At 71.2% G+C, this 20386-nt stretch carries 19 protein-coding genes, 1 tRNA gene and 1 pseudogene; 7 read left to right on the top strand and 14 right to left on the bottom strand.

Features of this window, described 5'->3' with window-relative positions; all coding sequences use genetic code 11:
- Window positions 1-71: 71 nt before the first annotated feature.
- Both ACFZAM_RS33985 and ACFZAM_RS33990 read right to left on the bottom strand, forming a co-directional pair.
- Window positions 72-674, bottom strand: coding sequence for a TetR/AcrR family transcriptional regulator (locus ACFZAM_RS33985; RefSeq protein ID WP_188282429.1), 603 nt, complete (start codon window positions 672-674; stop codon window positions 72-74).
- 148 nt (window positions 675-822) lie between these two features.
- Entirely contained in the window at window positions 823-1815 is a 993-nt protein-coding gene (locus ACFZAM_RS33990) for a fatty acid desaturase (RefSeq protein ID WP_391051661.1), read from the bottom strand.
- Between the two features lie 222 nt (window positions 1816-2037).
- On the opposite strand from ACFZAM_RS33990, the gene ACFZAM_RS33995 reads away from it, so the two are divergent.
- The 6 genes from ACFZAM_RS33995 to ACFZAM_RS34020 all read left to right on the top strand — a co-directional run bounded on the left by ACFZAM_RS33995 (window position 2038) and on the right by ACFZAM_RS34020 (window position 7028).
- Window positions 2038-2109 (top strand) — tRNA-Gln (locus ACFZAM_RS33995).
- A gap of 108 nt (window positions 2110-2217) precedes the next feature.
- Window positions 2218-3675, top strand: a complete 1458-nt coding sequence (gene glmU, locus ACFZAM_RS34000) for a bifunctional UDP-N-acetylglucosamine diphosphorylase/glucosamine-1-phosphate N-acetyltransferase GlmU (RefSeq protein WP_391051663.1) — start codon at window positions 2218-2220, stop codon at window positions 3673-3675.
- Between the two features lie 143 nt (window positions 3676-3818).
- Window positions 3819-4799 (top strand): ribose-phosphate diphosphokinase, encoded by a 981-nt coding sequence (locus ACFZAM_RS34005; RefSeq protein WP_355337998.1) that lies wholly within the window; start codon window positions 3819-3821, stop codon window positions 4797-4799.
- A gap of 220 nt (window positions 4800-5019) precedes the next feature.
- Window positions 5020-5625, top strand: a complete 606-nt coding sequence (locus ACFZAM_RS34010; RefSeq protein WP_355337995.1) for a 50S ribosomal protein L25/general stress protein Ctc — start codon at window positions 5020-5022, stop codon at window positions 5623-5625.
- A gap of 209 nt (window positions 5626-5834) precedes the next feature.
- Window positions 5835-6428: an aminoacyl-tRNA hydrolase gene (gene pth / locus ACFZAM_RS34015; RefSeq protein ID WP_391051667.1), complete on the top strand. Its 594-nt coding sequence runs from the start codon at window positions 5835-5837 to the stop codon at window positions 6426-6428.
- A gap of 108 nt (window positions 6429-6536) precedes the next feature.
- Entirely contained in the window at window positions 6537-7028 is a 492-nt protein-coding gene (locus ACFZAM_RS34020) for a hypothetical protein (protein ID WP_391051705.1), read from the top strand.
- A 50-nt stretch (window positions 7029-7078) separates the two neighbouring features.
- On the opposite strand, the gene ACFZAM_RS34025 is transcribed toward ACFZAM_RS34020, so the two are convergent.
- Together ACFZAM_RS34025 and ACFZAM_RS34030 are read right to left on the bottom strand one after the other, a co-directional pair.
- Window positions 7079-7498: a glyoxalase gene (locus ACFZAM_RS34025; protein ID WP_391051670.1), complete on the bottom strand. Its 420-nt coding sequence runs from the start codon at window positions 7496-7498 to the stop codon at window positions 7079-7081.
- Window positions 7495-8325, bottom strand: a complete 831-nt coding sequence (locus tag ACFZAM_RS34030) for a trans-aconitate 2-methyltransferase (protein ID WP_355337986.1) — start codon at window positions 8323-8325, stop codon at window positions 7495-7497. Before ACFZAM_RS34030 ends, ACFZAM_RS34025 begins: the two co-directional genes overlap by 4 nt.
- A 166-nt stretch (window positions 8326-8491) precedes the next feature.
- On the opposite strand from ACFZAM_RS34030, the gene ACFZAM_RS34035 reads away from it, so the two are divergent.
- Window positions 8492-8989 carry a MarR family transcriptional regulator gene (locus ACFZAM_RS34035; RefSeq protein ID WP_355337983.1) on the top strand — a complete coding sequence of 166 codons (498 nt, stop codon included), beginning with the start codon at window positions 8492-8494 and terminating at the stop codon, window positions 8987-8989.
- On the opposite strand, the gene ACFZAM_RS34040 is transcribed toward ACFZAM_RS34035, so the two are convergent.
- The 10 genes and pseudogenes from ACFZAM_RS34040 to ACFZAM_RS34085 all read right to left on the bottom strand — a co-directional run.
- Window positions 8948-9730, bottom strand: coding sequence for a LuxR C-terminal-related transcriptional regulator (locus tag ACFZAM_RS34040; protein ID WP_188282377.1), 783 nt, complete (start codon window positions 9728-9730; stop codon window positions 8948-8950). The two genes, ACFZAM_RS34035 and ACFZAM_RS34040, sit on opposite strands and share 42 nt — an antisense overlap.
- 439 nt (window positions 9731-10169) lie before the next feature.
- The gene (gene galK, locus ACFZAM_RS34045; protein ID WP_391051675.1) at window positions 10170-11318 is read right to left on the bottom strand and encodes a galactokinase; all 1149 of its coding nucleotides are present in this window, start codon (window positions 11316-11318) and stop codon (window positions 10170-10172) included.
- Complete coding sequence (galE, locus tag ACFZAM_RS34050; RefSeq protein ID WP_355338102.1) at window positions 11315-12295, bottom strand: UDP-glucose 4-epimerase GalE; 981 nt, start codon at window positions 12293-12295, stop codon at window positions 11315-11317. The genes galK and galE overlap by 4 nt, the downstream gene beginning before the upstream one ends.
- Before the next feature lie 68 nt (window positions 12296-12363).
- A complete protein-coding gene (galT, locus tag ACFZAM_RS34055) occupies window positions 12364-13410 on the bottom strand; it encodes a galactose-1-phosphate uridylyltransferase (protein ID WP_355337977.1) in 1047 nt (348 codons plus the stop codon).
- Between the two features lie 229 nt (window positions 13411-13639).
- A complete protein-coding gene (locus ACFZAM_RS34060) occupies window positions 13640-14368 on the bottom strand; it encodes a LuxR C-terminal-related transcriptional regulator (protein ID WP_355337974.1) in 729 nt (242 codons plus the stop codon).
- A gap of 152 nt (window positions 14369-14520) precedes the next feature.
- Window positions 14521-16248, bottom strand: coding sequence for a hypothetical protein (locus ACFZAM_RS34065; RefSeq protein WP_391051680.1), 1728 nt, complete (start codon window positions 16246-16248; stop codon window positions 14521-14523).
- A 180-nt stretch (window positions 16249-16428) separates the two neighbouring features.
- Window positions 16429-18219, bottom strand: a complete 1791-nt coding sequence (locus tag ACFZAM_RS34070; RefSeq protein ID WP_355337968.1) for an ABC-F family ATP-binding cassette domain-containing protein — start codon at window positions 18217-18219, stop codon at window positions 16429-16431.
- Between the two features lie 86 nt (window positions 18220-18305).
- Complete coding sequence (locus ACFZAM_RS34075; protein WP_391051684.1) at window positions 18306-19238, bottom strand: 4-(cytidine 5'-diphospho)-2-C-methyl-D-erythritol kinase; 933 nt, start codon at window positions 19236-19238, stop codon at window positions 18306-18308.
- Window positions 19239-19358: 120 nt separating this feature from the next.
- Complete coding sequence (rsmA, locus tag ACFZAM_RS34080) at window positions 19359-20240, bottom strand: 16S rRNA (adenine(1518)-N(6)/adenine(1519)-N(6))-dimethyltransferase RsmA (protein ID WP_391051687.1); 882 nt, start codon at window positions 20238-20240, stop codon at window positions 19359-19361.
- 46 nt (window positions 20241-20286) lie between these two features.
- Window positions 20287-20386 (bottom strand): annotated as a pseudogene (locus tag ACFZAM_RS34085) (IS481 family transposase); the annotation flags it as partial.

Consider the following 20386-nt stretch of genomic DNA (forward strand, 5'->3'; position numbering starts at 1 on the left):
ACGCCTGTACGTCTGTATGCCTGTACATCTGTATGCCTGTGCGCCTATGCGCCTGTACGTCGTCGGCCGCCTCAGTTCTTGCGGTGGCCGATCAGCCGCGGCTTGGGCTCTATGCCCGCCAGGCCGTTCCAGGAGAGGTTCACCAGGTGGGCGACGACCTCGGCCTTCTTCGGCTTCTGCGCGTCCAGCCACCACTGGCCGGTGAGCGCCACCATGCCGACCAGCGCCTGCGCGTACATCGGGGCGAGCTTGGGGTCGAAGCCGCGGCGCTTGAACTCGTGGCCGAGGATGTCCTCGACCTGGGTGGCGATGTCGCTGATCAGCGAGGCGAAGGTGCCGGTGGACTGGGCGACGGGTGAATCGCGCACCAGGATGCGGAAACCGTCGGTGTACTGCTCGATGTAGTCCAGCAGCGCGAAGGCGGCCTGTTCCAGCAGCTCCCTGGGGTGGCCGCCGGTGAGGGCGCCGGTCACCATGTCGAGCAACCGGCGCATCTCACGGTCGACGACGACGGCGTAGAGCCCTTCCTTGCCGCCGAAGTGCTCGTACACCACCGGCTTGGAGACGCCCGCCTTGTGGGCGATCTCCTCGACCGAGGTGCCCTCGAAGCCGCGTTCGGCGAAGAGCGTGCGGCCGATGTCGAGAAGCTGCTCGCGCCGTTCCTTGCCGGTCATACGGACCCGGCGGGCGCGCCGGGCGGTGGGTCCCGCCACGCCTGAGGCCGTGGCCGGACGTGAGCCCGACTTCGCACCCGAATCCGTACCCGAGGCCCTGCCGCTTCCGCCGTCGCCGTTCGATCCGCTGCCGTCGCTCACGCGTCAATCATGCCGCTTCACTGATGTTTTCCTTACGGCGGGCCGCGATACGGTCCGCGCTCGGCCAGCGGACGTCGGTGGCCCAGCCGAGCTGTTCGCACCAGCGGATGATCCGGGCGCTGGAGTCGACCTGGCCGCGCAGCACACCGTGCCGGGCGGAGGTGGGGTCGGCGTGGTGCAGATTGTGCCAGGACTCGCCGCAGGACAGCACCGCCAGCCACCACACGTTGCCGGAGCGGTCACGGGACTTGAAGGGGCGCTTGCCGACCGCGTGGCAGATCGAGTTGATCGACCAGGTGACGTGGTGCAGCAGCGCCACCCGAACGAGCGATCCCCAGAAGAACGCGGTGAACGCGCCGTACCACGACATGGTGACGAGGCCGCCGACCACCGGCGGGATGGCCAGCGAGATCACGGTCCACAGCCAGAAGTCGCGCGAGATGCGGCGGATCGCGGAGTCCTTGATCAGGTCGGGCGCGTACTTCGCCTGCGAGGTCTGCTCCTCGTCGAACAGCCACCCCATGTGGGCCCACCACAGGCCCTTCATCAGCGCGGGCAACGTCTCGCCGTACCGCCACGGGCTGTGCGGGTCGCCCTCGGCGTCGCTGAACTTGTGGTGCCTGCGGTGGTCGGCCACCCAACGCACGATCGGGCCCTCGACGGCCATCGATCCGGCGATGGCGAGCGCGATCTTCAGGGGGCGGTTGGCCTTGAACGAACCGTGGGTGAAGTGCCGGTGGAAGCCGATGGTGATGCCGTGGCAGCCGAGGAAGTACATGCCGATCATGAGGCCGAGATCCAGCCAGCTCATGCCGCGGCCCCAGGCGAGCGGGATGGCCGCCACCAGCGCCACGAAGGGGATGCTGATGAACAGCAGCAGCGCGATCTGCTCGATCGACCGCTTGCTCTCACCACCGCGGGTGGCGCTGTTCAGCGCGTCTTCCTGTCCCGAGGGCCCGGGTTCCCGGGACTCGGGCCTCACGTCCGTGTGCGTGGTCATGTCTGTCCCTTGGGGATCTGAGGGGGCTGGTTTCAGCCGGTCAAGCCCGTAACTTACGCCGCCGTAAGTATTGCAGCGGCCGACGACGAGCGACAGAACCACTTCATGCGGCCCGTCGTGCGATCTCTACCCCGGATCTACGTCGCGTCCACCCCGGCTCGTACGGCATGATGGTGAAGTCCAGCCCGCCCGGCTCGCCAACGGGTCGAAAGCGCGGGTTGATCCGCCGTGGTGTAATTGGCAGCACTGGGGCTTTTGGTGCCTTATGTCCGGGTTCGAGTCCTGGCGGCGGAGCACCTCACCGGGGCCCCGGCCGGTCCGGCCGGGGCCGCCCGGCGTCCATCCGGGAACCCGTCGGTATCCTGCGGATGTCCAGCACCCGAAGCCGAGGAGTCTCCTCACGTGAGCCCGAACCGTCCGGCTGCCGTCGTCGTCCTCGCCGCGGGTGAGGGCACCCGCATGAAGTCGGCCACCCCGAAGGTCCTCCACCCCATCTGCGGCCGTTCCCTGGTCGGCCATGTGGTCGCCGCCTCCCGCGAACTGGCGCCGCAGCACCTCGTGGTGGTCGTGGGCCACGCCCGCGAGCGGGTCACCGAGCACCTCAACGGCATCGACCCGCAGGCGCTCACCGCCGTGCAGCACGAGCAGAACGGGACCGGGCACGCGGTCAGGATCGGCCTGGACGCGCTGTCCGCGCAGGGCGTCGTCCTGGACGGCACCGTGGTGGTCACCTACGGCGACACCCCGCTGCTCACCGCCGAGACCCTGCACACCCTGGTCGGCGCGCACGAGGGCGACGGCAACGCCGTGACGGTCCTCACCGCGAAGGTGCCCGACCCCACCGGCTACGGCCGGATCATCCGCTCCTCCGACGACCGGGTCACCGCGATCGTCGAGCAGAAGGACGCCGGACCGGCCCAACTGGCGATCGCCGAGATCAACTCCGGGGTCTACGCCTTCGACGCGGCCCTGCTCGCCGACGCGCTCGGCAAGATCACGACGGACAACTCGCAGGGCGAGGAGTATCTGACCGACACCCTCGGCATCCTGCGCGAGGCCGGCCACCGCGTCGGCGCGTACGTCGCCCCCGACCACCGCGAGATCGCCGGGGTGAACAACCGGGTGCAGCTCGCCGAGGCCCGCCGGGTGCTCAACGACCGGCTGCTCCACCGCGCCATGCTGGACGGCGCCACGGTCGTCGACCCCGCCTCCACCTGGGTCGACGTCGACGTCCGCTTCGAGCAGGACTGCCTGGTGCACCCCAACACCCAGCTCCTGGGCGCCACCAGCGTCGGCGCGGGCGCCGAGGTCGGCCCCAACTGCACGCTCACCGACACCGCGGTCGGCCCCGGCGCACGGGTGTCCAACACCGTCGCCGACCAGGCCGAGATCGGCGAGCAGGCGACCGTCGGCCCGTACGCGTATCTGCGCCCCGGCGCCAAGCTCGGCCCGAAGGCCAAGGCGGGCACGTACGTGGAGATGAAGAACGCCTCGATCGGCGAGGGCACCAAGGTGCCGCACCTCAGCTATGTGGGGGACGCCACGATCGGCGAGTACACCAACATCGGCGCCGCCAGCGTCTTCGTGAACTACGACGGCGAGGCCAAGCACCACACCACCATCGGCAGCTACTGCAAGACCGGCTCCGACAACATGTTCGTGGCGCCGATCACCGTCGGGGACGGCGCGTACACCGCCGCCGGATCGGTGATCACCAAGGACGTTCCCGCGGGGTCGCTGGCTGTCGCCCGCGGTCAGCAGCGCAACATCGAGGGCTGGGTGGCGCGCAAGCGTCCCGGCAGCGCCGCCGCCGAGGCCGCCGAACGCGCACAACGAGGAGACACGCCGCAGGGCGAGTGAGGGACGTCTCATCCGGGCCTCTTGAGGTGCACAGATGCGCCGGTTGGGGCGTACCGTGTGGCTTGCACACAATTCCGCCAGCACGCCTAACCGAAGGCGACGCTGTGCCGAACACCAGTCGAAAACTCCAAGGAGACGGTGCAGTGACCGGGATCAAGACGACCGGTGAGAAGAAGCTGATGCTCTTCTCCGGCCGCGCCCACCCCGATCTGGCGGAGGCGGTGGCACACAGTCTCGGAGTCGGCCTGGTGCCGACCAAGGCTTTCGACTTCGCCAACGGCGAGATCTATGTGCGGTTCCAGGAGTCGGCCCGCGGCGCGGACTGCTTCCTCATCCAGAGCCACACCGCTCCCATCAACAAGTGGATCATGGAGCAGCTCATCATGCTCGATGCTCTCAAGCGGGCCTCCGCCCGGAGCATCACCGTGATCGTGCCCTTCTACGGCTACGCCCGGCAGGACAAGAAGCACCGCGGCCGTGAGCCGATCTCGGCCCGGCTGATGGCGGACCTGTTCAAGACCGCGGGCGCCGACCGCATCCTCACGGTCGACCTGCACACCGACCAGATCCAGGGCTTCTTCGACGGCCCGGTCGATCATCTCTTCGCCCTGCCGGTGCTCGCGGACTACGTGGGCGCCAAGGTCGACCGCGCCAAGCTCACGGTGGTCTCCCCGGACGCCGGCCGGGTACGGGTCGCCGACCGCTGGTGCGACCGGCTCGGCGCGCCGCTGGCCATCGTCCACAAGCGCCGTGACCCCGACGTCGCCAACCAGGTGAAGGTCCACGAGGTCGTCGGTGACGTCAAGGGCCGGGTCTGCGTCCTGGTCGACGACATGATCGACACCGGCGGTACGATCTGCGCCGCCGCCGACGCGCTGTTCGCCAACGGCGCCGAGGACGTCATCGTGACCGCCACCCACGGTGTGCTCTCCGGGCCCGCCGCGGACCGGCTGAAGAACTCCCGGGTGAGCGAGTTCATCCTCACCGACACCCTGCCGACCCCGCGCGAGCTGAACCTCGACAAGATCACCGTGCTGTCCATGGCGCCGACCATCGCCAACGCGGTGCGCGAGGTGTTCGAGGACGGCTCGGTCACCAGCCTGTTCGAGGACTCCGAGCACTGAGCTAGATCGATTTCTCCCGGGGCCTCCCCGCCGGTTACGCTGTCCGCGTTGCTCGGCGAGGGAGGCCCCGGTTTTTCCGGCGGTCCTCCGTTATCGGCGCGCTCCTCGTAACGGTCTCCGCGCAAGCGGGGGTGAGTCGTGGAACGGCCCGTCGTGGGTCGGGCGACCGTATGACCCCCCTTTCGCGTACCGAGTTTTCCGTATCGAGGAGTTGAGCATCATGGCCGAGGTCAAGATCGCCGCAGAGCCGCGCACCGAGTTCGGCAAGGGCGCCGCCCGCCGCGTGCGCCGCGCCCACCAGGTCCCCGCCGTCATCTACGGTCACGGCGCCGACCCGCAGCACGTCACCGTCCCCGGCCACGAGCTGCTGCTCGCGCTCCGCACCGCGAACGTGCTGATCTCCCTCCAGCTCGACGGCAAGACCGCGCTGGTCATCCCCAAGGCGGTCCAGCGCGACCCGCTGCGCGGCACCATCGAGCACGTCGACCTGCTGTCCGTGAAGAGCGGCGAGAAGGTCACCGTCGAGATCCCGGTGCAGACCGAGGGCGAGCTGGCCGTCGGCGGCAACCTGCTGGAGCACGTGCTCAACACGCTGCCCGTCGAGGCCGAGGCGACCCACATCCCGACCGCGGTCACCGTCTCCATCGAGGGCCTGGAGGCCGGCGCCTCCATCCTCGCCAAGGACATCACCCTGCCCAAGGGCTCCACCCTGGCGATCGACGAGGACGCGGTCGTCATCCAGGTCGTCTCGGCCCAGGCCGAGGCCGCCGACGAGGCGGGCGACGAGGCCGCCGAGGGCACCGAGGACGCCGCCGCCGAGGCGTAGTCCCCCGCGCTCCCCCGGTCCTCGCGCGCTTATGCGCTCGTGTGCTGACGTGCTCGTGTGTTGACGTGCTCGTGTGCGTACGCTCACGTGCCCGCGCGCTCGCGTGCTGACGTGCTCGCGTGTGACCCCGGCCGCCGCCGCACCCTCACGGAGTGCGGCGGCGGCCGTTTTCCCGGTACGAAGTCGGCGACACGGAGTCGGAGACGTGGATGAGTGACACCTCAGGGCCCTGGCTGGTCGCGGGCCTCGGCAATCCGGGCCCCGAGTACGCGGGGAACCGGCACAACATCGGCTTCATGGTGGCCGATCTGCTCGCCCAGCGGGTCGGCGGCAAGTTCAAGCGCGCGCAGAAGGCGCAGGCCGTGGTCGTGGAGGGCCGGATCGGCCCGCCCGGTCCCGCGAACCAGCGGGTGGTGCTGGCGAAGCCCCAGTCGTACATGAATCTGTCCGGCGGCCCGGTGACCGCGCTGCGCGACTTCTACAAGGTGCCGACCGAGCGGATCATCGCCGTCCACGACGAGCTGGACATCGACTTCGGCACGCTGCGGCTCAAGCTGGGCGGCGGCGACAACGGCCACAACGGCCTCAAGTCGATGACCAAGTCGATGGGCCCCGACTATCTGCGGGTGCGCGCGGGGATCGGCCGTCCGCCGGGCCGGATGGACGTGGCGGCCTTTGTGCTCAAGGACTTCTCGTCCACCGAGCGCAAGGAGCTGGACTGGTTGGTGGACCGGGCGGCGGACGCGGTCGAGGCGCTGATCACCGAGGGTCTGGAGCGCGCGCAGAGCACGTACAACACCTGACCGGACGCGCGACCGGTCAACCGCCGGACACGGCGCTCACCCTCGTCGAGGGCGGGCGCGTACCGAGGTTGACCGGACGGCATGCGATGGCCAAAGATCGCCCGCATGGTGAAACGCAGCCGTTCCCGCCGGATGGCCGAGGGCACCTGGGGGCTGGTCCTGCTGGCCCGGGTGGTGGGCGGGTGGGCGCTGGTGCTGCTGCTCCTGGCGTCCGGTGCCTGGGACTCGTGGAAGACCGCGCAATACGTGGTGCTCACCAAGGGGCACGAGCACGGCACGATGACGCTGACGAACTGCGGCGACTCCACCTGCACCGGACCCTTCGCGCCGAAGGGGTCGGCCGTCGCCCGCCCGAAGGTGGTCATCAGCCTGCCGGTCACACACCATGTCGGCGACCGTGTGCCGGTCGTGGTGAAGCCCGGGACGAACACGGTCGTACGGTCCGACTGGGGCGGCCTGTTCTTCTCCTGGGTGCCGCTGGCCGGAGCCCTGCTGCTGGCCGCGGTCGTGGCCGGCGGGGCGCTGCGGATGCGGCGCACGGCGTGGACGCTGGCGGCGCTGGGGGCGGCGCTTGTCGGTGCGGCCTTCCTGCTGCTGTAGGACGCGTGGGGGCGTCGGGCACGCTCGCCCGACGCCCCCACGCGCGACCGTCAGGCTCTCATCGCCGTCGGCTCCAGGAACTCCAGCCGGTTGCCGACCGGGTCCTCGGAGTAGAAGCGGGAGTGGCCCGGCAGGTCGTCGTCCCAGACGACCTTGGCGCCGCGCGCCTGGAGCTCCTTGCCGAAGGCGTGGATCCCGGTGACGCGGATGCCCGGGTGGGCCTTGCGGGCGGGCCTGAAGTCCTCCTCGATCCCTAAGTGCAGCACCGCGTCCCCCGCCGCGAACCAGCAGCCGCCGCGCGCCGCGAGCACCGGCGGCTTGGTCAGCTCGGCCATCCCCAGCACCCCGACGTAGTACGCGCGCAGCGCCTCCTCGCTGCCCGGCGGCGCGGCGAGCTGGACGTGGTCGACCCCCGCGATCCCGAAGCTGTCGGCGCCCCCCGCCGTCCCCCCTGCCGCTCCCCGAGTCACGCCGCCGCCTCCTGCCCCTGTTTGCGCGCGACGGTGAAGATCCGCCGGAAGGGGAAGACCGTCCCGTGCGGGCCCGGCGGGTACGCCTTGCGCAGCAGGTCGCGGTACTGGCCGACGAATTCCGTCACCGCCCCCCGGTCGCCGTCCAGCGCGGTCAGCACCGGCCGCAGAGCGGTGCCCTTGGTCCACTCCAGCACCGGGTCCTCGCCCTGGAGCAACTGCACATACGTCGACTCCCACACATCGGCCGCGCAGCCCAGTTCGGTCAGCCGCTCCAGATAGTCGGCCGGGCTGAGGATGTGGACGTAGCGGCGGCCGTGCCCGTCGAGCCGGTCGCGCCACCGCGGGGTGTCGCACAGCTCGCCCAGCAGCGCGTGGCTGGGCGCGGTGAAGTTGCCCGGCACCTGGAAGGCCAGGGTGCCGCCGGGCGTGATGTGGTCGAGCCAGCCGGGGAAGCGGTCGGCGTGGCCGGGCACCCACTGGAGCGCGGCGTTGGAGACGATCAGGTCGAAGGACTCCTCGGGCGCCCAGTGCGCCGCGTCGGCCTGCCGGAAGTCCAGCTCACCGCCGCCCGCCGTGGGTCCCGCGTACCGCGCCGCCGCGTCCAGCATCTCGCGGGAGCTGTCGAAGCCGGTGATCCGGGCTCCGGGCCAGCGGTCGGCGAGCAGCGCGGTGACATTGCCCGGACCGCACCCGATGTCGGCGATCCGGGGCGCGTCGCCGCCCGGTAGATCCTGGATACGGGTGAGGAGGTCGAGGAAAGGGCGGGTGCGGTGGGTGGAGTGCCGGAGATACTGTTGCGGGTCCCACGTTGGCGCTGCGTGCATCGTCGTACTCCCTGGCTTTTCATAGCCGGCTGCGCACAGCCGCTACCGAAACGGAGGGCGAGGTTCTGCCCTCTGGTCGGTGTCCAGGCTCCTCCGACATATCTCTTGAAGTCAAGAGGCTTCATATCAAGAGACTTCATATCGACAGACCTACTACACTGAGCGCATGGAGGACGAGGTCGACCGGCTGGTCGCTGCATGGCGCCGAGAGCGCCCCGACCTCGACGTGGAGCCGCTGGAGGTGCTCAGCCGGGTCAGCAGACTCGCCCGGCACCTCGACCGCGCACGGCGGCTGGCCTTCGCCGAGCACAGTCTCGAACCGTGGGAGTTCGACGTGCTCACCTCGCTGCGCCGCGCCGGACCGCCGTACCAGCTCTCGCCGGGCCAGCTCCTGACCCAGACGCTGGTCACCTCCGGCACGATGACCAACCGGATCGACCGGCTCGCCCAGCGCGGGCTCGTCGAGCGGCTGCCCGACCCCAGCGACCGGCGCGGCGTGCTCGTCCGGCTCACCGTGGAGGGCCAGGAGCGCGCGGACCAGTCGCTGGCCGGACTGCTCGCGCAGGAACGCGCGATCCTGGGCGAGCTGTCCGCCCGGCAGCGCGGTGAACTGGCCGGGCTGCTACGACAGTTGACCGCGCCTTTCGACAACGTCCCCGGCTGACGGCACCAGCTCCACCGGCCCCACGCCCGCCCTGCGGGCCAGCGCGACCGCCGCCAGCGTCGAGTGCACGCCGAGCTTGCCCAGCACATTCTGCATATGGGTGCGGACGGTGTGCGGCGACAGGAACAGCCGCTCGGCGACGGCTTTGCGGCCCAGGCCCGCGACCATGCAGCGCAGCACCTCCTGCTCGCGCGGCGTCAGCGACTCCACCAGCCGTTCGCTCTCGGTGCGGTGCCTGCGGGCGGCCGTCAGCTCGCGCAGCACCCCGGTCAGCAGCGCGGGCGGCAGATGCGTCTCGTCGCGCAGCACGCCGCGTACGACCGCGAGCAGCCGTGACAGCGAGCAGTCCTTGGCGACCCACCCCGACGCCCCGGCCTGGAGCGCGCGGGCCGCCCTGCGGGCGTCGTCCCGCTCGGCCAGCACGACGGTACGGGTCCCCGGATACTCGGCCCTGACGCGTTCCACCAGCGCCAGGCCGTCCAGGACCGGTTCCTGCTCGACCGGGATGCGCGGCACCGCCGCGAGCGTCACCGGCGGTCGCGGACCGTCCCCCAGATCGGCGTCCACCAGCAGGACGTCGTAGCGCCGGTTGTCGGCCGCCGCGCGGTCCAGGCAGCGCTGAGCGGCCGGGCCGCTCCCCGCGGCCGAGACGTCGACGTCGGGCTCCGCCGCGAGCGCGGCGGCAAGCGACTCGGCGAAGATGCGATGATCATCGACGACGAGAACGCGGATTCGTCCCACGGGTACCACTCCCGGTGTTGGGCACTCCCCCAGTGGCGGGGCGGCATTCGCGCGGGATCCGGCACCCGGATCGGGACCGCCGCCCCTCCCCGGGTGCCGAACCCCTTGCGTCTCGCCCCCTGATGCACGCCGGCCCCCACCGGCGCTGTCTCAAAAGCGTAGGGCGTCGCGCCCCCGTTAACACCGTCTTGACGGAAGTTCTCCGTCGCGGAATTCCGGATTCCCTCGCCTTGTGGTACCGGAGTGACCACGGTGACGGGAGCGGCCCCGCACGCGCCGAACGGGCCGGTCCTCGCGTGCCGAGCTTCACACGGACCGACCCGTCCGACAGCGGGGAACGGGAGTGGGGAACGGGATTTGAGCACGGGGTCGGAGCACGGGGTCTGGAAACCGGGTCTGGAAACCGGGTATGAGAACCGGGTTTGAGATCCGGGCCCCGCTAAACCAGCCGGTGCGCTCCGGGGCCCGCCGTCGTCGGGAAGAGCCGGGCCGCCGGGAGGGCGGCCTGGATGGTCGCGGACAGCGCCGGGATGTCGGCGGCCTCCGCCAGGACGATGGCGGAGCCGCCGAAGCCGCCGCCGGTCATACGGGCGCCCAGGGCGCCGTTGGCGAGCGCGGTGTCGACCACGAGGTCGAGTTCGGCGCACGAGATCCGGAAGTCGTCGCGGAGCGAGACGTGCCCCGCGGTCAGGACGGGCCCGATCTCGCGGGTGCGCCCGGCGTCCAGAAGCGCGATGACCTCCTCGACGCGCCGGTTCTCGGTCACCACGTGCCGGGTGAGCCGGCGCTGCCGCTCGTCGGGGAGGGCGGCCAGCGCGGCGTCGAGCCCGTCGTAGGGGACGTCGCGCAGGGCGGGGACGCCGAGGGCCGCGGCGGCTGCCTCGCAGCCCGCGCGCAGTTCGCCGTACGCCCCGTCGGCGTGCGCGTGCTTGACGCGGGTGTCGACCACCAGCAGTTGCAGCCCCTGCGCGGCCAGGTCGAACGGCACCTGGCGCTGCGTGAGCCCGCGCACGTCGAGGTGGAGCGCGTGCCCCTGCGTACAGCAGGCGGACGCGGTCTGGTCCATGACGCCGACGGGCGCGCCGACGTAGGTGTTCTCCGAGGACTGGCAGAGCAGGGCCAACTCCTGGCGGGGCAGGTCCAGGCCGTGCAGTTCGGTGAGGGCCAGGGCGGTGACGACCTGGAGGGCGGCGGAGGACGAGAGCCCGCCGCCGACCGGCACATTGCTGTCGTAGTGGATGTCGGCGCCGCCGATGGCGTGGCCCGCCTGCCGCAGCGTCCACAGGACGGCCGCGGGGTAGACGGCCCAGCCGCCGGTCGTACCGGGAGCCAGTTCGTCGACGCGCAGTTCGACGACGCCGCCGTCCATGTCGGCGGAGTGCACGCGCAGCAGCCCGTCGTCGCGGCGGGCGACGGCCGCCCGGGTGCGGTGCGGGAGCGCGAACGGCATGACGTAGCCGTCGTTGTAGTCGGTGTGCTCGCCGATCAGATTGACCCGGCCGGGCGCCGCCCATATGCCCTCGGGCGCGCGCCCGAAGATGTTCTTGAACGCGATCTCGAACGCGGCTTCCGTCGTGGCTTCCGTCATCGTCCGTCCTCCCCCTGCGTCGGCGAGTGGTCCTGCGACAGCGACCGGGTGAAATTCCATGCGTCGCGGATGATCTCCGCGAGGTCGGTGCGGCTGGGCTGCCAGCCGAGCCGCTGCCTGGCGCGCTCCGCGGAGGCGACCAGTACGGCGGGGTCGCCCGCGCGGCGCGGCTCGTCGGTGGCCGGGATGGGGTGGCCGGTGACCTGGCGGGCGGTCTCGATGACCTCGCGGACCGAGAAGCCGTTGCCGTTGCCGAGGTTGCAGATCAGGTGCTCGCCCGCGGGCGCCTTGTCGAGCGCCAGCAGATGCGCCTCGGCCAGGTCCGCGACGTGGATGTAGTCGCGCAGACAGGTGCCGTCCGGCGTCGGGTAGTCGTCGCCGAAGACCGAGACCGCGCGGCGGCGGCCCTGCGCGACCTGGAGGACCAGCGGGATCAGGTGCGACTCGGGGTCGTGCCGCTCGCCGTGGCCGCCGTACGCGCCCGCGACGTTGAAGTACCGCAGGGAGACGGCGGACAGGCCGTGCGCCGCGCACTCGCTGGTGATCATGTGGTCGACGGCGAGCTTCGTCGCGCCGTACGGGTTGGTGGGCGCGGTCGCCGCGTCCTCGGTGATGGGGATGGCGGTGGGCTCGCCGTAGGTGGCGGCGGTGGAGGAGAAGACGAGGGTGCGTACGCCGGAGTCCCGCATGGCGGCGAGCAGTTCGAGGGTGCCGCCGACGTTGTTGCGCCAGTACTTCTCGGGTACGGCGACGGATTCGCCGACCTGCGAGGAGGCGGCGAAGTGCAGCACCGCGTCATAGGTGCTGTCGAGCACCTTGTCCGCGTCCTGGACGCGGCCCTCGACGAAGTCGGCGCCCTTGGGCACGCCCGCGAGGAAGCCGGTCGACAGGTCGTCCAGCACCGTCACCCGGTGCCCGGCCTCCAGCAGATGGGCGGCGACGACCCCGCCGACGTATCCGGCGCCGCCGGTGACCAGGACCTTCTTGGGCCGGGCGGCCGTCTCCCGCTGGGCGGTCGTCGACTCGGTGCCCGCTCGCTCGGTGCTCACTGACTCGCTACCTCTCGCAGTCGCAACGCCGCGGACTCCGGCGGCACATCGTTGATGAAAGCGCCCATTCCGGACTCGGAGCCCGCGAGGAACTTCAGCTTGCCCGATGTGCGCCGGATAGTGAAAAGCTCCAGATGGAGCGCGAAATCGCGGCGGTCCGGCGCGTTGAACGGCGCCTGGTGCCAGCCGGAGATGTACGGGGTACGCGGCTGGCCCTCGCCGAAGATCCGGTCGAAGCGGCGCAGCAGCTCCAGATAGACCCGCGGGAACTCGGCGCGCGCGTCCTCGTCGAGGCCGAGCAGGTCGGGCACCCGGCGGTGGGGATACAGGTGCACTTCGTACGGCCAGTGCGCGGCGTACGGCACGAAGGCGGTCCAGTGTTCACCCGTGAGGACGATTCGGCGGCCGTCCGCGCGCTCGTCGGCGAGGACGTCGTCGAAGAGGTTGCGCCCGCCGGTGCGCTCGCGGTGCTCGGCGAGCGAGCGCAGCATCAGGGCGGTGCGCGGTGTGACGAACGGATAGGCGTAGATCTGGCCGTGCGGGTGGCCGAGGGTGACGCCGATCTCCGCGCCGCGGTTCTCGAACGGGAAGACCTGCTCCACGCCGGGCTGCTGGCCCAGGTCGCGGGTGCGGTCGGTCCAGGCGTCCAGCACCAGGCGGGCGGAGGCGGGGCTCAGGTCGGCGAAGGACGCGTCGTGGTCGGGGGTGAAGCAGACCACCTCGCAGCGGCCCGCGTCACCGGCCAGCGAGGGGAAGCGGTTCTCGAAGACGACCACCTCGTAGTCGCTGTCCGGGATCTCGCTCAGCCGGCCCTCGCGCGAGGGGCACAGCGGGCACTCGTCGGCGGGCGGGTGGTACGTACGGCCCTGCCGGTGCGAGGCGACGGCGACGGTGTCGCCCAGCAGCCGGTCGGCGCGCAGCTCGGACTCGGTGGCGACGGGCTCCAGGGGACGGCGGTCCACGGCGTCGCGCACGACGTCGTCCCTGGAGTCGTAATAGATCAGCTCACGGCCGTCGGCGAGCCGGGTCGTCGTCTTCTTCACCCTTGAGGCCCCTCATCACAAGCACTCAACATAATCAAACACAAGGAACCACAAAATAACAGCCCGGTCAATGGGGACTCCGGGAAGATGCTTGAAACAGGTTGATTGTGGTGGTAAGTGTCCGCGCACGCGAGAGCGGGGCGGCACCTCCTGTCCGGAGGTGCCGCCCCGCGTGCGGAAGACGTGCGGAAAACGTGTGGAAAAAAAGGGGGGTGCTGGGGTCTGTGCGTCAGCCCGCCGCGCCGGGACCGGCCGCGGAGGACTGCGGGAACGCCGCGGACGCCGGGGCGCCTTCGGCCGCCGCGCGGTCCAGCAGGCCGGTGCGGGCGGCCAGGGCGGCGGCCTCCAGCCGGGAGCCGACCCCCAGCTTCATCAGGACGCGCTGCACATGCGTCCGCGCGGTGCTCGGCGCGATCCGCATGCCCGCCGCGATCAGCCGGGTGTCCTCGCCCTCCGCGACCCGCACCAGGACCTCGATCTCGCGCGGTGTCAGCATCTCCAGCAGCCGCGCGCCCTCGTCGTCCGGCTGCCGCGCGGGGTTGAGCAGTTCCGCGAAGGCGCCCTGGAGGAGCGTCTGCGCCACCGCGACCTCCCCGGCCCGCGCCTTGGCCATCGCGCGCTCCACGCCCTCGATGCGCTCGTCGTGGCGTACGTAACCGGAGGCGCCGGCCGCGAAGGCCGCCGCGATGCCGCGCGGGTCGGGCACCGGTCCGAGGACGACCACGGCGACCGCCGGGCGCTCCCGCTTGATCCTGGCCACCGCGTCGAAGGCGCCCGGCTCGGCCGGTGCGGCCGTGCCGTACAGGCACACCTCGGGAGACCTGCTCAGTACCAGTTCCGCCGCGCCCGCCGCGGGCGCCGCCGCCGCGAGCACCCGGTGCCCGCGCAGCTTCAGTGCCGAGGCCAGCGCCTCGGCGAGCAGGCGGTGGTCGTCAACGACCACGAGCCGTACGCCCATGTCGGGTATCCCCTATCCCCCCGGGGTCCGGACCAATGCCGACCCCGACCCCTACGCATACCGCCCTAGGCGGCGAAGCTACACGCATCCACCACCGGCCGCGCCCCCTATCGAACAGAAGGTTCCGGCGAATCCGGAATTACCGTAGCTCGTCAGCCGAAGGTCACCAGATAGGTCTGGTCGGACGAGGAGGCGTATACCGTGCGCGTCGCGATGATGAAATGACCGTCGTGCCAGACGGGGTAGCTGCGCATCGCCGACACGTTCAGCTTCTGCGAGGCGTCGGTGTCGAACTGCGCGTAGGTGGTGAGCGCGCCACTGGCCGGGTCCAGGGTCACCAGACGGCCCTGCACGTCGTAGTCGGCGGGCTCGTACGCGAGCAGCTTGCCGTCCTCGATCGCCAGGCCCTGGATGTCGTGCTTGCTGTCGGGCTTGGCGATCCACTTCTGCTTGCCGTCGCTCAGGTTGAACGCGACGATCCCGCTGAGCACCTGGCCGTTGCTGTCGTGCTTGCTCGTCAGCGACAGATAGAGGGTGTCACTGCTGACGATCACATTGTGCACGGCCTGCATCTCGGTGCCGTCCGTGCTGATGTCGTACTTGTCGGTGCCGAGCGAGACCCGCGACTGGAGACGGCCGTCGACGATCGTCGCCACGTCCGTCTGCCTCTCGCCCTCGGTGCCGAGCACCACCACCACCGGGTCGGTGGAGACGACGGCCGAGACCTTGGTGCCGACTGGCGCCGTCCACGACCATTTGGCGCTGCCGTTGTTGTCCGGATCGATGACCTGGACCTTGTACGTCTTGTAACCGCAGTTGACGATCGCCACGAACTGCTTGCCGCCCGCGTAGCCGTCGTCCTCGCAGTCACCGTTGCCCGACCGCCACAGCACCTTCTGGGTGCTCAGCCGGTAGCCGATCGAGCCCTCCAGCCAGTCCACGCCGAGCGTGTCGCCGCTGATCGCCATCTCGCTGTAGTCGAAGTCCGGCTTCTCCGAACTGCCGACCGGCAGCTTCGCCGTCCACACCGCCCTGCCCGCCGCGAGATCGATCACCATGACCTGCTCGCAGTTGGCGCCGAACTGGACGGCCGTCAGGTTGTTGTTGGAGTCGCGCGCGGCCGTGCAGTCGCCGCTCGACGGTGTCGGTACGGTCCACGCCACCGCGCCGGTGCCCAGGTCGTAGCCGACGACCTTGTCGATCTCGTTCTTCACCACGTACTTGTCGGTGAACCAGACGCCGAGGACGCTCTTCAGATTGTCCTTCGACGCCACCGGGTCCGCGGGCTTGTCCCACTTGTACGACAGTGTCGAATTGTGTGTCTTGGCGGTGTTCGTACCGCCGTTGGCGCCACCGGCGTTGGCCTGCGGCTTGGGTGCCGGGTCGTCGCCGCCGCCGCTCTTGGTCGCGAAGTACACACCGCCGCCGATCACCAGCACCGCGGCGACGACCGCCGCGACGATCACGATCAGCTTGTTGTTCGACGAACCGCCTGAGGGGGCGGGGTAGCCCGAGGGTCCGGGCCCGTACGGCGGCTGTTGCTGCTGCGGATAGCCGTACGCCTGCTGCTGCTGCGGGACCTGGCCGGGCTGCGGGTAGCCGTACTGCGGGGGCGGTGTCTGCCCCTGCGGCACCTGACCGGGCGGCGGGGGCGGGGGCGGCACCTGGCCGGGCGGCGGCGGAGGTCCCTGCCGGCCGCCGTACTGCTGCTGCGGGAAGGCCGGTTGGGTGGGCGCCTGCGCGTACGGGTTCTGGCCGGGGGGCACCGGCTGCGCGTACGGGTTCTCGTTACCGGGAACCGGGCCCGCCTGGCCCGGGTATCCGTAACCACCGCCGGGCGGCGGCGGGTTTCCGGGGGGCGGCGGGGGCGGCTGCGACATCAACAGGTCCTTCGGGCACAGGTGAATCAGGGACGGATGAACGGAAATTCTTTCTATCACCCGCCCCCACCACCCCCTCGGGGAGCGGCCCGACCGTTACCTGGCCGCTACACGTCTTCACACGTCGAGGGATTCTGCTTCACCTGCGAAGGGGTGTTACCCGCCCCAGGTGAAGGGGTGTTACGCGTCCTCCGCCAACTCCAGCCAGCGCATCTCCAGTTCCTCGCGCTCCTCGCGCAGCGCGCGCAATTCGGCGTCCAGGGAGGCGACTTTCTCGAAATCGGTCGCATTGTCGGCGATGCCGGTGTGCAGCTTCGCCTCGCGCTGGCCGAGTTTGTCGAGCTGCCGCTCGATGCGCTGGAGTTCCTTCTTCGCCGCGCGGGTGTCGCCCGTGGGCTTGTCCTTGGCGGGCGCCGGGGCGGGCGCCGCGGCCTCGGCGACCCGGCGGCGGCGCTCCAGGTACTCGTCCACCCCGCGCGGCAGCATGCGCAGGCTGGCGTCGCCGAGCAGCGCGAAGACGCGGTCGGTGGTGCGCTCCAGGAAGTACCGGTCGTGGCTGATCACCAGCATCGAACCGGGCCAGCCGTCGAGCAGGTCCTCCAGTTGGGTGAGCGTCTCGATGTCGAGGTCGTTGGTGGGCTCGTCCAGGAACAGCACATTGGGCTCGTCCATCAGCAGCCGCAGGATCTGGAGCCGACGGCGCTCACCGCCGGACAGGTCGCCGACCGGCGTCCACTGCTTCTCCTTGGTGAAGCCGAACTTCTCGCAGAGCTGCCCCGCGGTCATCTCCCGGCCCTTGCCGAGGTCGACGCGCTGCCGCACCGACTCCACGGCCTGGAGCACCCGCCAGTTCGGGTCCAGCTCGGCGACCTCCTGGGAGAGGTAAGCGAGCTTCACCGTCTTGCCGACGACCACTTTGCCGGCCGCCGGCTGCTGGTCGCCGCCGGTCGCCGCGGCCTCGGCGAGCGCCCGCAGGAGTGAGGTCTTGCCCGAGCCGTTGACGCCGACCAGGCCGACGCGGTCGCCGGGGCCGAGCTGCCACGTCAGGTGCTTCAGCAGCACCTTGGGGCCCGCTTGGACTGTCACATCCTCCAACTCGAAGACGGTCTTGCCGAGGCGGGAGTTGGCGAATTTCATCAGCTCCGCGGTGTCACGCGGCGGCGGCACGTCGGCGATCAGCTCGTTCGCCGCCTCGATGCGGAAGCGCGGCTTGGAGGTGCGGGCCGGGGCGCCGCGGCGCAGCCAGGCCAGCTCCTTGCGCATCAGATTCTGCCGCTTGGTCTCCTCGGTGGCCGCGATCCGTTCCCGCTCGGCGCGCGCGAACACGTAGTCGCTGTAGCCGCCCTCGTACTCGTACACCGAGCCGCGCTGCACGTCCCACATGCGGGTGCAGACCTGGTCGAGGAACCAGCGGTCGTGGGTGACGCAGACGAGCGCGGAGCGGCGGGTGCCGAGGTGGCCCGCCAGCCAGGCGATGCCCTCGACGTCGAGGTGGTTGGTCGGCTCGTCCAGGACCAGCAGGTCCTGCTCCTCGATCAGCAGCTTCGCGAGCGCGATCCTGCGCCGCTCGCCGCCGGAGAGCGGGCCGATGACGGTGTCCAGGCCGAGCGGGAAGCCGGGCAGGTCCAGGCCGCCGAACAGGCCGGTCAGCACGTCGCGGATCTTCGCGTCGCCCGCCCACTGGTGGTCGGCGCGGTCGCCGATCACCTCGTGGCGCACGGTCGCGGCCGGGTCGAGGCTGTCGCTCTGCGTCAAGACGCCCAGTCGCAGCCCACCCTGGTGGGTGACGCGGCCGGTGTCCGGCTCCTCCAGCTTGGCGAGCAGCCGGATGAGGGTGGTCTTGCCGTCGCCGTTGCGGCCCACGACGCCGGTGCGGTCGCCTTCGGAGACGCCGAGGGACACGGATTCGAGCAGCGCTCGCGTGCCGTATGTCTTGCCGACGGCTTCGACGTTGACCAGGTTGACGGCCACTCTCGTACGCTCCAGGGGTTCGCGGGGGTTCTGCTTCAGCGTAGTGCGGCGCGGTGAGGTGCCGGTTCCGGGTGGTGCCCCGGCGGTCAGGGGGCGGGGACGACGGTCGCGCCGGGGGCCGGGGAGGCGGCCGGGCGGGCGGTGCGGCAGGTGCCGGACGCGGTGAGGGTGACCGCGATCTTGGCGGCGGTGTCGGCGTCCGGCGCGAGGAAGGCGCAGGTGGGTCCCGAGCCGGAGACCAGCGCGGCGAGCGCGCCCGCGTCCGTGCCGGTGGCCAGGGTGTCGGCCAGCGCGGGCCGCAGGGACAGGGCGGCGGCCTGGAGGTCGTTGACCAGGACGGCGGCGAGCGCGTACGGGTCGCCGGTGCGCAGCGCGTCGATCAGCGCGGGGTCGGCGACGGGCGCAGGTACGTCGTCGGTGGTGTCGCCCGCGCCGGACTCGCGGCGCAGGCGGTCGCACTCGCGGTAGACGGCCGGGGTGGACAGGCCGCCGTCGGCGACGGCGAAGACCCAGTGGAAGGGGCCCGCCACCTCCAGCGGCGTGAGGATCTCGCCCCTGCCCTCCCCCAGCGCCGCGCCGCCGACCAGGCTGAACGGCACGTCGCTGCCCAGCTCCGCGCAGATCGCGAGCAGGTCGGCGCGCGGGGTGTTCAGGCCCCACAGGGTGTCGCAGGCGAGCAGCGCCGCCGCCGCGTCCGCGCTGCCGCCCGCCATGCCGCCCGCCACAGGGATGTCCTTGGTGATGTGCAATCCCACAACGGGATCGACGCCATGGTGCGCGGCGAGCGCGACCGCCGCCTTGGCCGCCAGATTGGTGGCGTCCAGCGGGATGTTGTCGGTGTCCGGGCCGGACGCGGTGATCGTCAACGCGTCGGCGGGCACTGCTGTCACATGGTCGTACAGGCCGACCGCCAGAAAGACGTTCGCCAGGTCGTGGAAACCGTCGGGGCGGCGACCGCCGACCGCGAGCTGGACGTTGACCTTTGCGGGCACGCGGACGGTGACGGGTGCGGCGGTCACTGCTGGCTCCCTTGCGAGGGTGGTGCGTACGGAGGGCGGTCCGCCGGGCGCGGCGGATTCACGGGGTGGGGATTCGCGGGCGGCGGGTACGGGCGGCGGCGGGTTTACGGTGCGGCGGCGTCAGACCGCGGGCTTGTGCTCGGCGACGGGCTTGTGCTCGGCGACGGCGGCGAATTCCTCCACCGTCAGTTCCTCGCCCCTGGCCTGCGGGGAGACCCCTGCGGCCACCAGCGCGGCCTCGGCGGCCGGGGCCGAGCCCGCCCAGCCGGACAGCGCGGCGCGCAGCGTCTTGCGGCGCTGGGCGAAGGCCGCGTCGACGGCGGCGAAGACCTCTTCGCGGGTGGCGGTGGTCTTCGGCGGGTCACGCCGGGTCAGCGAGACGAGACCGGAGTCGACGTTGGGCGCGGGCCAGAACACATTGCGGCCGATGGAACCGGCGCGCTTGACCTCCGCGTACCAGTTGGCCTTCACCGACGGCACTCCGTACACCTTGTTGCCCGGCCCCGCGGCCAGCCGGTCGGCGACCTCGGCCTGGACCATCACCAAGGTGCGCTCGATGCTCGGGAAGGCGGCGAGCATGTGCAGCAGGACGGGCACCGCCACGTTGTACGGCAGATTCGCCACCAGGGCGGTGGGCGGCGGCCCCGGCAGTTCCGTCACCCGCATCGCGTCGCTGTGCACCAGGGCGAAACGGTCCGCCCGGTCCGGCATGCGCGCGGCGACGGTCGCGGGCAGGGCGGCGGCCAGCACGTCGTCGATCTCGATCGCGGTGACCCGGTCGGCGGCCTCCAGCAGCGCGAGGGTGAGCGAGCCGAGTCCGGGACCGACCTCGACGACCGCGTCCTCGGGCCGCACCCCGGCGGTCCTGACGATCCGCCGCACCGTGTTCGCGTCGATGACGAAGTTCTGCCCGCGCTGCTTGGTGGGGCGCACCCCCAGTGCCGCGGCCAGTTCACGGATGTCGGCCGGTCCGAGGAGGGCGTCGGGATCTGTCGTACTCACACCCGCAAGAGTACGGGGCGGCCGGGGCCGCCCTCGCGGACCGGACCTAGGTGTATTGACCTGGAGGGTTGTTGACGCGGGTGATGGGTGGCTGGCCGCCGAGTGCGGTGTGGGTGCGGTGGTGGTTGTAGGTGTGGAGGAAGTCT

Source organism: Streptomyces sp. NPDC008079, assembly GCF_042957385.1.
Classification (GTDB): Bacteria; Actinomycetota; Actinomycetes; order Streptomycetales; family Streptomycetaceae; genus Actinacidiphila.